The 12,918-nt window shown below is 42.0% G+C and carries 12 protein-coding genes; 8 read left to right on the forward strand and 4 right to left on the reverse strand.

The genetic code is table 11. From position 1 onward, the window contains the following. Positions 1-46: 46 nt before the first annotated feature. Positions 47-940, reverse strand: a complete 894-nt coding sequence (locus R7M92_RS00725; protein WP_031780904.1) for a hypothetical protein — start codon at positions 938-940, stop codon at positions 47-49. A gap of 458 nt (positions 941-1,398) precedes the next feature. Here R7M92_RS00725 and R7M92_RS00730 point away from each other — a divergent pair, with 458 nt between their 5' ends. From R7M92_RS00730 to R7M92_RS00740, 3 genes are all read left to right on the forward strand, one after another. Continuing rightward, a complete protein-coding gene (locus tag R7M92_RS00730) occupies positions 1,399-2,517 on the forward strand; it encodes a polysaccharide export protein (RefSeq protein WP_017820139.1) in 1,119 nt (372 codons plus the stop codon). Between the two features lie 129 nt (positions 2,518-2,646). Further along, positions 2,647-3,087 carry a phosphotyrosine protein phosphatase gene (locus tag R7M92_RS00735; RefSeq protein WP_017820138.1) on the forward strand — a complete coding sequence of 147 codons (441 nt, stop codon included), beginning with the start codon at positions 2,647-2,649 and terminating at the stop codon, positions 3,085-3,087. A gap of 51 nt (positions 3,088-3,138) precedes the next feature. Further along, positions 3,139-5,307, forward strand: coding sequence for a polysaccharide biosynthesis tyrosine autokinase (locus R7M92_RS00740; RefSeq protein ID WP_005374875.1), 2,169 nt, complete (start codon positions 3,139-3,141; stop codon positions 5,305-5,307). A 65-nt stretch (positions 5,308-5,372) separates the two neighbouring features. On the opposite strand, the gene R7M92_RS00745 is transcribed toward R7M92_RS00740, so the two are convergent. Next, positions 5,373-5,744: a hypothetical protein gene (locus tag R7M92_RS00745; protein ID WP_158156064.1), complete on the reverse strand. Its 372-nt coding sequence runs from the start codon at positions 5,742-5,744 to the stop codon at positions 5,373-5,375. Positions 5,745-5,751: 7 nt separating this feature from the next. After that, positions 5,752-6,060 (reverse strand): monooxygenase, encoded by a 309-nt coding sequence (locus tag R7M92_RS00750; RefSeq protein WP_005374871.1) that lies wholly within the window; start codon positions 6,058-6,060, stop codon positions 5,752-5,754. A gap of 109 nt (positions 6,061-6,169) precedes the next feature. On the opposite strand from R7M92_RS00750, the gene R7M92_RS00755 reads away from it, so the two are divergent. The 5 genes from R7M92_RS00755 (at position 6,170) to R7M92_RS00775 (ending at position 12,370) form a co-directional block, all read left to right on the forward strand. Next, complete coding sequence (locus tag R7M92_RS00755; protein WP_042521726.1) at positions 6,170-7,060, forward strand: LysR family transcriptional regulator; 891 nt, start codon at positions 6,170-6,172, stop codon at positions 7,058-7,060. Between the two features lie 280 nt (positions 7,061-7,340). Beyond that, positions 7,341-8,606: a DUF1835 domain-containing protein gene (locus tag R7M92_RS00760; RefSeq protein ID WP_318132491.1), complete on the forward strand. Its 1,266-nt coding sequence runs from the start codon at positions 7,341-7,343 to the stop codon at positions 8,604-8,606. 389 nt (positions 8,607-8,995) lie between these two features. After that, positions 8,996-10,300, forward strand: a complete 1,305-nt coding sequence (locus R7M92_RS00765; protein ID WP_054576578.1) for a dicarboxylate/amino acid:cation symporter — start codon at positions 8,996-8,998, stop codon at positions 10,298-10,300. Positions 10,301-10,703: 403 nt separating this feature from the next. Beyond that, on the forward strand, positions 10,704-11,177 hold the full coding sequence (locus tag R7M92_RS00770) for a DUF6795 domain-containing protein (protein ID WP_232284613.1): 474 nt from the start codon (positions 10,704-10,706) through the stop codon (positions 11,175-11,177). Then, on the forward strand, positions 11,177-12,370 hold the full coding sequence (locus R7M92_RS00775) for a lipase family protein (protein WP_005374861.1): 1,194 nt from the start codon (positions 11,177-11,179) through the stop codon (positions 12,368-12,370). Before R7M92_RS00770 ends, R7M92_RS00775 begins: the two co-directional genes overlap by 1 nt. Before the next feature lie 9 nt (positions 12,371-12,379). Here R7M92_RS00775 and R7M92_RS00780 read toward each other — a convergent pair whose 3' ends face one another. Then, a complete protein-coding gene (locus tag R7M92_RS00780) occupies positions 12,380-12,754 on the reverse strand; it encodes a YkvA family protein (RefSeq protein ID WP_318132493.1) in 375 nt (124 codons plus the stop codon). Positions 12,755-12,918 lie beyond the last annotated feature (164 nt).

Below are 12,918 nucleotides of genomic sequence, written 5' to 3' on the forward strand. Positions count from 1 at the left end.
AAAAGGCCTCTGAAGAGGCCTTTAGAATTTATCAGCAAAAACTTGCTTAGTTACCGCCTGTCGCGCCAGTGCCTGGACCCGGTGGATCTTCAGGTTCAATTGGCTCACCGACTTCCGCATCTGGAATTTGTGGTACGTCAGGTTCGATATCTTCTAATGGAATGTCGTTATCGATAGCCTCTTGTACATCAGCAACAACTTTCTGAGTATCTTCAGCTGGAATCGTTACGTAGATAACGTCACCTGAATCATTCTCAGGATAATTTGGGTTCGCCGCGATTACATCTTCTGTTATTGCTTTTGCAGCAACAGCTACAGCTTCAGGCGAAGCTGTTGGGTTCGCTTTGATGATGTCTGATACAACGTTTGCTGTTGCAACTAGCTGAGTAGCAAGTGCGCTGTTACCACCCTCACTGCCAAGTCCTGCTACTACAGATTCTGTATCACGAAGGATTTCGTCAACTGTTTTACCACTTGCATTGATATCGATACCCAAATTCTCGAATACTTTTTCAGCGATATCAGAAGAGTATACTTCACCATCTTTTAAAGAGTTAGCAACCAAAGTCGTAAATGGAGAGCCTGTTACCAATGAATCCGCCTGGGCTAGGCCTTGAGGGATTTTGTAGTCAGATGTAATAGGTTTGCCATTTGACGCGTCTTTACTATCTTCTGTGTGCGTTAATACGAAAGCACAATCACCTGGCGCATTTACAACGTTGATATTTTCAAAACGCGCTTTACCAACCATACCTTCATAGTTTGTTGTATTTTCAATCGCGTCGTATGTCTCACCACCACATACTGCTTGAACTTTCATGCCGATAACAGCTGGGTCATAAGCCTGAACTGAGTATCTTTTTACCTCAGGGTCGCTGTCACTACCACAACCTGCTAGTAGGACTGCTGCCACACTTGCCGTTAAAAGTTTGATTTTCAAAATTAGCTCCAATATTTGTTGTTATATCCGACCGCAACAGGAAGCATAACGGCAGTTGCATATAGTGTAAATAGGATGCATACAACTTTGGCATGAGTTTTTTCACATTCTTGCCTGTTTGCTTGTGCAAAATCATGCATTCATCTCAATAACGTTAAATAGACACAATTTTGTCATGTATTCGTCAGTATTTTTTCAAGTAACTTGTTGCCTTTATTGCAACCAGATGGATAATAGTTGACTATTTTTTGTGGGTCGGATTTTCACACCTTCATTAATGAAACTAAGAGCTCTAAGTCGCTAGCAGCCATTTGGAGTGTTTATTACACAAATAATTCTGAATGGACTCGCTTTCTAAAGGCTTAAAACTGCAGTAAATCATCAATATTGATGAAATGCAGTTCAATTAGAATGAATCAATTTCAGTCGGCAAACTTTCTTTCGGTAGTTATAAACCAATGAACACATTTAATAAATTTTTGGGGATATCAGTACTTCCTATCCTTCTTACAGGGTGTACTTTGCCTGGTAGCCACCTTTCGGTCAGTGACAAAACAGTCATGAGCACTGAATCGAGTGATATAGAGTCTCAGGTTACCGTTTATCCCTTAACTTTGGAGCGCGTAACGTCTTTAAATTCAGTGGACCCTTTTTCAAAACCAAACCCAGAGTTAGATATTGAAATCGCAAAATATGAATACGAAGTAGGACCTGGCGATATCCTAAATATCACTATTTGGGATCACCCAGAGCTAACGATCCCAGCGGGCTCATACCGAAGCTCAGCCGAAGCGGGTAACTGGGTGCATTCGGATGGCACGATCTTCTACCCTTACATAGGTGTCGTACATGTTGAAGGCAAAAACGTACGTCAGATTCGTGCAGACATTGCAAGCCGCCTTGCAAAATACATTGAGAGCCCACAGGTCGATGTAAGCGTTGCGGCATTTCGCTCTAAAAAGACTTATGTAACTGGCGAAGTTAACAAGCCAGGACAACAACCAATTACAAACATCCCCCTTACACTTCTAGATGCTGTGAATAGAGCTGGCGGACTGGCTGCCGAGGCTGATTGGCGTAATGCGACACTGACACGCAATGGCGTTGTTGAAAACGTCTCTTTGTATGCTCTGATGCAACAAGGCGATTTAACTCAAAACCGCCTTCTAAAGCCTGGCGATATTGTTCATATTCCTCGAAACGATGCGCAAAAAGTATTTGTTATGGGCGAGGTTAACGATCCGAAATTACTCAAAATTGACCGTAGCGGCATGAGCCTTACTGAGGCTCTTAGCAGCGTTGGTGGTATCAGTGAAATCTCCGCAGATGCTACCGGTGTGTTTGTCATCAGACGTTCAAAAGAAGAAGCTAAAATGGCGGACATTTATCAGCTAGATGTTTCTGACGCTTCTGCTTTGGTGATTGGTACTGAGTTTGATCTCAACCCTTACGACATAGTCTATGTGACGGCTGCACCTGTTAGTCGTTGGAATCGTGTGATTGCTCAGCTCGTTCCAACCATTTCCGGCTTTAATGAACTAACCGAAGGTGTACTACGAGTACGCACTTGGCCGTAAAACAACGTGCCGCAAGAAAATTATCTCTTGCGGCACGTAATCGATAGCTACTCAGCTCAATTGCGCAATATAAAGAAGCCAGCAATTCAGTTGAGATCATAAGCATACAACTTAAAGTAGGGTAAGCATTTGTTTTCTAATATTCTTGTCGTCTGTGTCGGTAATATTTGCCGCTCTCCAACAGGAGAGCGGCTTTTGCAGTCTTTACTACCAAACAAACATGTCGCATCAGCAGGAATCGCAGTAGATAAGAGCCATCTAACGGGAAAAGCTGCTGACGAGATGGCAACCACTATCGCGAACGAACATGGCGTAAGCTTAGATGGACACGAAGCACGACAATTAACACCTGAGCTTTGCGCTCAATACGATCTGATATTGGTTATGGAAAAAGGTCATTTAGAAGCCTTAACCAAAATCGCTCCTGAGGCACGAGGTAAAACGATGCTGTTTGGACAGTGGATAAATGAACAAAACATCCCTGATCCATACAGACAAAGTAGAGAAGCTTTCGAACATGCATATACGCTTATAGAAAAAGCAGCAAAAGCGTGGTCTCAAAAACTATAAGCCGCAAGGCTAAATAAACGCCAATGGCAAGGTATTTAAGAAGTTAAAGTAATGACAACACAAACTATTAAGCAATCACGTCAAGCCGACGATGAGATCGATTTGGGAAAGTTATTTGGGATCATTCTCGATGCCAAATGGCTCATTCTATGTACCGTAGTCCTATTTTCAATTATAGGCGTCGGCGTTGCCATTCTATCAACACCTATCTATAAAGCTGACGCTCTTATCCAAATCGAAAGTAAGAGTTCAGGTGGTATTTCAGCGATGGTTGGTGATATGGGAGAGCTGTTTTCAGCAGAATCATCAGCGACAACAGAAATAGAGATCATCAAATCTCGTATGATCTTGGGCGGTACTGTTGATAAGTTCAACTTAACGACTGTCGTTTCTCCAAACTACATGCCAATTATTGGTAAAGGCCTAGCTCGACTACAAGGTGAGCAAATCAGTCTGAGCGTTTCACGATTTAATGCTCCTTCTTACGCAGTTGGCGTTCCTTTAACTCTTGAAGTTATTGATTCTGAAAAACAGACGTTCAGGCTCTTAGAAGATGACAATAACGTCATTTTAGAAGGTAAAGTTGGTGAACTGCTTGAGAAGAATGGATACCAATTTTTGGCGACTGAACTTGTGGCTCAAACTGGTGACTCATTCACGGTCAGCAAAATCAGTAAATTAGATGCAATTAATAAACTTCAAGAAAACTTATCGATTAGCGAACGTGGTAAGCAAACCGGGATTATATCTTTAAGCTTCTCTGGTGAAGACCGCGCTAAGATTCAAGATATCTTGAACGACATTAGCCAAAACTACTTCTTACAAAACGTTCAAAGAAATTCTGCAGAGGCAGAGCAAAGCCTCGAGTTCTTGAAAGGTCACCTCCCAGACATCAAAACAAAACTGACCGCTTCTGAAGACGTTTTAAATCGATTCCGTCAAGAAAATGAATCTATCGATTTAGGCCTTGAAGCTCAGTCAACGCTGAAAGTAATGGTTGAGTTAGAAGCACAGCTAAATGAGCTTACATTCAAAGAAAGTGAGATCAGCCAACGCTTCACACAGGATCACCCTGCTTATAAGTCGCTACTTGATAAACGTGAAACACTACTAAAAGAGAAAGAACGTCTTAATAAACAAGTTCAAAAGTTACCGAAAACACAGCGTGAAGTTCTACGTATGACACGCGATGTAGAAGTAAACCAACAAATCTACATCCAACTATTGAACAAGGTTCAAGAGCTCAACATTATTAAAGCCGGAACAGTTGGCAACGTTCGAATCTTAGATAACGCTCAATCTTTCTCTAAGCCAATTAAGCCGAAAAAAGCGCTTATCGTTGTGCTAGCAACACTGCTTGGCGGTATGGCAGGCGTTGCTTTCGTATTAATTCGTGCAGCATTCCACCGTGGTGTGGAAACACCAGATCAAATTGAACAGATTGGCATGCCAGTTTACGCAAGCGTTCCAAAATCTATTCAACAACTGGAATTTGCAAACAAGCTTAAGCGCAACAAAGGCAGCAACAATGAGCTAGTCCTTCTAGCGGAAGCTAACCCAGCCGATCTTTCCATTGAGGCTCTACGTAGTCTTCGCACTAGCTTGCACTTTGCAATGATGGAGGCGAAGAATAACGTTCTTATGATTTCAGGTCCTGCACCATCTATCGGCAAAACATTTGTATCGACCAACTTTGCGGCCGTCGCTGCGAAAACCGGTCAGAAAGTGCTGCTTATTGATGCGGATATGCGTAAAGGTTATTTGCAGCAATGCTTCGGTCTACGTTGGGACAACGGTCTTTCTGATTACTTGAGCGGTAAGACATCCCTTAGCAACATCATTAAATCTACATCCATTGATAATTTAGATGTTGTGACTCGCGGCCAAGTACCACCAAATCCGTCAGAACTTCTTATGCACCCTCGCTTCAAGAGCTTTGTTGACGAGATGTCTGCACAATACGATCTAGTCATCATCGATACGCCGCCAGTACTCGCAGTTACCGACCCAAGCATTGTTGGCGCGCTTGCAGGAACAACTCTGATGGTCGCTCGTTTTGATCAAACGACTTTGAAGGAGATTGAAGTCGCGCAAGGTCGCTTCGAGCAATCAGGCGTTGAAGTTAAAGGTGTGATTCTCAATGCAGTTGAGAAAAAAGCATCTAACTCATACGGCTATGGATACGGCTACTATAACTACGCGTACAAAAGCGAATCATAACTTGAATTTAGATCGCTAATTAAACCAAATATGACAAAGCCCTGCTAGAAACAGCAGGGCTTTTTCTATTGCACTCTTAATTGCTTGTACGTAATCCAACTAAGCAAGACAAAGAATATTGGGTCACTCCAACCAAAACCGACAAATACTCCGATAATGCCGGCATAGGTAGTAATCACTGCCCCTAAGCCATTAGTAATCAATAATGCTTTAAACAGCTGTTTCGCAGTATGCCCTGATTCCACATTACGTAACATCAAACTCACCGCAGCGATTCCACCTAAAAAGATCGAAGTATGCTGCGATAAAAACAGCGCGTACTGGTCGTTAATTTGTACTCCATAGATCGGCCACATTATGGTTGGTACAAAAAACAACGCAAAAGCGAATACCGTATATACGACACCATGAACGGTTAGAAAAGTGCGGTTGGTCATCATCTCCTTATCCTCTAATAGGCCCTTGATTGAGCGTAGTTAACGGCACATTGATATCGAAAATTTGACCTCGTACTTCGACTACGCCCATTTTTCGTAAGCGTGCGGCATGCATTTCGAGATAAGCTTGCGCCGTGGCTTCATCTTCAAAAAGATAGATACCACCACCGAGTTTGTCTTTTTCGCTTTCCGTCCAGATTTTCCAAATCATGCCCGGCTCTTGGTTAATCGACTTAGCTAAGTCGACCAGAGCATTCGACATCTCGTCACCAAACGGACCATGAAATTCAAAATCAACTTGCAATAATTTCGCCATCTTGAGTCTCCTCTTCTTATTGACTCGTTTTCGATGACAAGATTATTACCTTTATAAAACTGACAGAAAAGTTCATAATTTCGCCATTAACTGTCTAAAAAATTGACTCATGAGACTAAAAACGACCTTAGAACAATGGCAAACGCTACAAGCGATTAATCAAGAAGGCAGCATTCAATCCGCAGCTTTACTGCTCAACAAGAGCCATACCACATTGATCTACTCGGTGAGGAAGTTAGAAGACCAACTTGGTATTCAACTTATCGAAGTACGAGGGCGCAAAGCGGGTTTGACAGAGCACGGCAAAACCATACTGCGTCGTGCACAATCCATGCTTGAACAAGCGCGGGAACTAGAAGTCATCAGCGAGCAGTTAAAAAGTGGGGTGGAATCTCAAATCACGGTCGCAATAGATCATCTTTGTGACCCTTGTTGGCTTTATGCACCACTCAGTCAATTTTTGGAGGACAACAACACGACCTCCGTTCAAGTGGTTGAAACGTCACTGAGCAAAACAACCGAAATGGTCGTAAATGAGCTCGCTGACATCGCAATCATCAACTTACCGATAACCAACTACCCTGCCGAAGCATTTGGCGTAACAACCATGCTGCCTGTAATCGCAGCACACCATCCACTCGCTAAAAAGCCGCATGTTTCCATCGACGATTTTGCAACCACCAGCCAAATTGTCATCCGTGACTTAGGTGATTCAGACAAAACGAAAAGAGATGTGGGTTGGTTACGCGCACGTCAGCGTATTACCGTCGATAACTTCGACCACGCTTTTCACGCCGTAGAGCAAGGCGCTGGATTTTGTCGGCTACCAGCGCACTTAGTCGCAACCCGCAAGAGCGATAAAATTAACGTATTGGAGATCGAACACTCCCATCAATATCAAGTTGCGCTGCACCTCACTTTGCCCAAAGGAGCCAAAAGTGGTCCTGCGACTCAAGCGCTTTATCGTACTTTACTCAAAAGTGTAGAAACTCGAGTCTAGCAACAGTGGTATTGAGTTGAATCGCTAGTGTTATCGGCTATTGATTCTCCCTAAATATAGAGAAACGGCCATTTTGTGACGCTACACTCTCACAAAAGGTTGCACGAAGGATAGCGACCACCTACTATCACTCTGCTCATGCCTAAAGCACCCAACACTCGCGGAAAGAACTCGGTTCACGGCAATATCCTCACCTGCTTGGTTTAGCAGGCACAATCTGTTTTTACCTTCTTTTTTGCTTCTATATAGGCGAGTGTGGAAGAAATAAGAAAGGTGAAATATGAACTCTACAAATAGCTTCTCGATCAATATCAATCAGCAAAAATCCATTGCTAAAAAAAGGCTCAAAGCTATCCGCCTATACGATGACGCCACGTTGGAGTTAGTTAAGCGATTTCACTCCAAACCAGAATCTTTGGCTCCCAATACAATTCAATTGGCTGACGTTCAACATGCACTCGTAAGAGAACTGGGCTTATCCAGTTGGAGTAAACTAAAAGCTCATGTCGAAGAGCTAGAAGCGCACAAACTAGCCATCAAAGAACAAAAACCGCCCCTAGATGCAAAAGTAAAAACGCTACACGTTCGTTGTGGCCACGACATTCAACAACAACTTAAAGCCAGCGGATTTGAAGGGACATTTTTAGCCCTGATCGATCCGCTTTGTATTGGCCCCATACCAGCAACACCGCAGAACTTCCTTGCCATTCGTGCCCAATATGTCGTAGAGACTCTGCTGCCCGTGATGAAGCGTGAAGACTCGGTTCAAGATATAGTCACATTGGAACAATCAAACCTCGATCTGTTGCAAAGTGATGTATTTGAACGAATCGTCTTTTGGGTCGAACATGACAGTTATGATCAATTGATGCTAATTCGTGCTCTAACACAGTTAGAGAATGTAGAGAATAAAGTGATAGAGATCATTGAGTTGAACCAGTTCCCGAGCACTGAACGATTCATCGGCTTTGGGCAGTTGCCTGAAGAAGCTATTCGTTCTTGTTGGCGATACCGTAAACCTGTGACAGCAAAATTATTCAGTCAGGCTAAACGGTGTTGGCACGCTATTACATCACCGACACCTATTTCCATAGTTAATTTGATTCAGCAGCATAACCTGGATTGCTTGCCCAATATATTCAACGTGCTTAAACGCCATTTGCAAGAGTTACCTAATTCACAAACTGGATTGAGCTTGACACAACACCTCGCACTAAAGGTCTTGAGCTCGCAAAATCGTTCAATTCCCATCAAAGATTGGTTTGAGCAATATCAACAACTAGAACCTCTTCCTTACCTAGGAGACGTGATGTTTTACGCGTTACTCCTCCCTCTAGCACAGTGTCAAACACCTTTGATCACGATTGAGTCACGTGAAAGGCACTGGTGGGAACAAAGCGTCCGTATCACTGAGGCTGGCAAGCAGTGTTTGGAAGGCTTAATACGAGCGAAACAATGCTATTGGGTTGGAGGGATTAAAAATACCAGTCAAAGTTATTGGAGCTGGGATCACCTCCAACTAACTACACTTGCCAACCATCATTGAGTTGACAAATATGAAAGCATAAAGGGTTCGTTGGCTCTGATGAACACTCAATACTAAATTATCCCTAAAGAAGCGACCGCTAGCCTGAATATAACTTAAATAGTTATGCAGAAATGCATCCACTCAAAGAGAGTATGCACTCTATCTCTTATTAAAATTTATTGTAAATCCTCTTTGTTATCGGTTGTATATTCGATAAAAGTGTTAAAATACAAACTTTTCATCCGGCCAATTCGTTAATATTTGGTTAAAATCCCATTTTTATTAGTGATAAAGTTCACATCTATTAACCATTTAGAGGATTATTCTTTCGTATTTTCTCACTCCGCTGCTAATCTGCTCGCCGCTTTGAAGTGAACTCAAGGTGCATAACTATAAGGAGTGTTCTCATGAATACCAAGAAACCGATGTCGCTTACCAGCCGCGTAATTTTAGGTATGGTTGCGGGTATCTTGACAGGATTTGCAATTCGCACACTTTTTGCCGACAACGGATTTGTCGACGCATACATTGTTAATGGATTATTCGAAGTTGGTGGACAGATCTTCGTTGCCAGCTTAAAAATGCTTGTTGTACCGCTAGTATTTGTTTCGTTAGTTTGTGGTACTAGCTCTCTCAAAGACCTCTCTACACTGGGTCGCATGGGCGGTAAAACCCTCGCTTTCTACGTTACGACAACGGCTATCGCGATTACGCTTGCTCTAACTATGGGTACTCTATTCCAGCCAGGGGCAGGGGCAGATCTAACGGCAGCAAGTTCATTCAAATCAGCCGAAGCGCCATCTTTAGGTCAGGTGATCATCGATATGTTCCCGACCAACCCAATCAGCGCAATGGCAGAAGGTAAAACTCTGCAAGTTATCGTGTTCGCCGTGCTATTCGGTATCGCGATCAGTGCAGCGGGTAAACCAGGCGAACGCATCGCAGCATTCTTCTCTGATCTGAATGAAGTGATCATGAAACTGGTCGCGATTTTGATGAACTTGGCGCCTTATGGGGTGTTCTTCTTAATGGCGAAGCTATTTACTGGTCTTGGTCTGGGCGCGATCGTCAATCTGGCAGAGTACTTCTTAGTACTGGCTGGTACGCTTGTCCTACACGGTCTAGTTACTTACAGCTTAATGTTAAAAGGTTTCACAGGTCTAAACCCAATTACGTTCCTACGTAAGATGGAAGACGCGATCATGTTTGCTTTTTCTACAGCATCATCGAACGCGACGATTCCAGTGACAATGGAAACAGCAAAGCACCGCATGGGTGTTGAGAACCGTGTATCATCGTTCACAGTACCACTTGGTGCAACCGTGAACATGGACGGTACGGCGATCATGCAGGGCGTAGCAACTGCGTTTATTGCTCAAGCTTTCAATATTGATTTAACTATGGGCGATTACCTAATGGTTATCATGACGGCAACTCTGGCGTCTATCGGTACCGCAGGTGTTCCTGGTGTGGGTCTTGTCATGCTTGCTATGGTATTGAACCAAGTTGGTCTGCCGCTTGAAGGTATCGCGCTCATCATGGGTGTTGACCGTCTTCTTGATATGATTCGTACCGCGGTAAATATCACTGGTGACAGTGCTGTAACCGTCATCGTTGCGAAATCAGAAGGTGCATTGGATGAAGCTCGCTTCAACGACCCAATGGCAGGCGTAGCCGAAGAAGAAGTGCATCTGAAGCGCGCGGAAGCTTAAATACTTCCAAGTTAAATTATCCTGTCTAAGCAAAAACCACCTTACTCTAAGGTGGTTTTTTATTTCCAATTAACCCGAAATCAAAAAGGTTTAGATAAAATTCTCGTCCCCCGAGGTTGTTTCAATTACTAATAGGTCAGTAGTTAGATTCTATATTAGTTCATCTAGAGGGTTAAGATAACTCGCCTATGTTTATCACTTTGAAAATGATATAAGGGACATTTTCATCATATAGAGATACAAATTCCATTATCAAATTAAAGTTCAAAACCAAATCGCGATAGATAGTAGTCTGATAATTAAGTTGGTACTAAGATACATACATCATAATTTCATGTTTAAAAATAGTCTTTTTTTATTCATATTCTCATTTCCAATACTTGCATTAGGTTTCAACGAAAGTATGTTCGATTTTTTTAAGAAATTTAAATATACATTAAGCCCAGAGATAAAAGGTACTTTAGTTCTTGATCAAAGACCTCTAAAAAATTTAACCGTTTACTTAGAAGCTAATTTTTTAAAGAATGCTTACAAAAGGAGTTCAATTACTAATGAGTTAGGTGAATTTCACTTTAAGCCAGTCATACATTCTCAAAGGTTTAAAGAATCAGCTTTGAATCAAACATATTCATATATCGGAATATATACCTATATAAATGAAGAAAAGAAGTACATTTGGGAGTCTCAGTTAAGCTACGTTTCACCGCCTATATTTATAAAAGATAACTTAAATAACCTTTACTGTGAGCTTAAAAATAAAGAATTCCGATATTTTTTCAAAAATATCAATCTAGAAAGTGCTCGAGATCTAATGGTTATTAGCAACTGCAATTTAAATGGATTTTTATATAAAACAGAGTTTACGGAGGATACATAATGCCGTCTTTAACACCAAAACTTGCATCAGAGATCGCGAACATACCGTATGGAGTATACCAGGGACAAGGGAGACTAGCGTTTAGGGGAGAAGGAGGTTTTGAAAAACACTTTGCATTTTCGCAGCAAGATGTTTTTAGTGGCCGAACTGGAGGCATCACAGGATTAGATCGTATACCATTGTTTAGAAAAGTGGTACCTGGTGTAATGAGAACATCTGAAGCATTTGCGGTAATTGGTATTGGGAAAGGAAAATATAAGGGAGATTTAGTAATTTCCATTAGAGGGACGCAAAACGCCAATGATTGGGTAACCAACCTAAATGTCGGCCTTAAAGGCTCTCCAAATGGCTCTATCGCTCATGCTGGATTTATTAATTCATTTTCAAGTATCAAACCAAGCATAAAACAATATTTACAGCAATGCCAAAATTTACCTAACCGTATTCATTGTGTTGGGCATAGCTTAGGAGGAGCTCTGGCTTCATTATGTTCTGATTGGCTGAGAGAAGAATATTCATTAAGAGTGAATTTATATACTTTTGGCGCACCTAGAGTTGGTTTAGAACAATATTCCCGTAAATCTAGTAAAAGCAACGACAAAGTATACCGCTGTACTCACGGCGCAGATCCTGTGCCTAAAGTACCTGTCTGGCCATTTATTCATGCTCCACATAATGGCGATGAGTACCGCTTAGACGCTAGTACTGGCTTTAATTTAAATGCTCATAGTATGTCTAGCGAAACAAGCTTAGGGTATTTAGATAATGCTAACTCCGAAACGTGGGGAGCAATAAAAGTCAGATCTAACAAGTACTTGTATACACCTACTAGATTTAAGTTTGAGCACAGAAACCAAGCATCATTTACAGAATATTGGTCAGAAAGAATTCAAGCAGCATTAATAACCTTATTAAAAGATACTGGCTTGTTTGCAGCAATAGCAGCCCAAGCCACAGTATCTACTGGAATGACATTTTATGATATACTCGCCAGAAATATAGAAAAAGTAGCTAAAGCTTCTAAAGTAAGAGAATCACAAGTCAAAGGGCTGTTAGGCCATATGCTGGTGTTTATTGGAAAACCAGTAACAGCAATTGAAGATATGTCTGCAAAGTTTATTAGAAACGTTTTTCTTATGGTATTTGGAAAACTTTATCGAGCAGCACAAATGGCTATTAGTGCTGTAAAATAAACTTTCAACTTAATCAGACATCGAATTCAGTTTTTCTCTGGCTTGTGCTTCGTGTTCTTTAGTGATGACATTACCGACTGAGTTCGCGGCTAAGGTAAGTGCCGCCATATCATCGGTAAAACCGACGCCAGCTAGTACGTCTGGCACCATATCTGTTGGTAGGACGAAGTAAGCCAACGCGCCACCTAAGATAGCCTTGTGGCGAACAGAAGTGTTGGAATCTGCCATCGCGAGCCATGATTTAATGCCCATAACCGCAATCTCTTCACCTGCTTTCTTGACGGAATTTTTCATTTTACGCCAGAAGGTTTTCTCATCTGGCGCTTGCATCGTTTGGTCTTTGGCGTCTTTCGGCGCCGATTTTACAGACATTGTTGTGGTCATCGTTGCCTCCGAAATTTATGACTATGTCCAACATATTAATAAATCGAACCTGAACGCAAGATTAATAACAAGAAATGATAGTAAAGTGAAACACAGATAGAAAAATCCCCAAACCGAAGTCCGGGGATTATTGCCTTGGAAACAAACAGCTTTGGGAACCAAGC

The sequence above is a fragment of the Vibrio sp. Vb2880 genome (assembly GCF_033337975.1).
In the GTDB taxonomy this organism is placed as follows: domain Bacteria; phylum Pseudomonadota; class Gammaproteobacteria; order Enterobacterales; family Vibrionaceae; genus Vibrio; species Vibrio alginolyticus.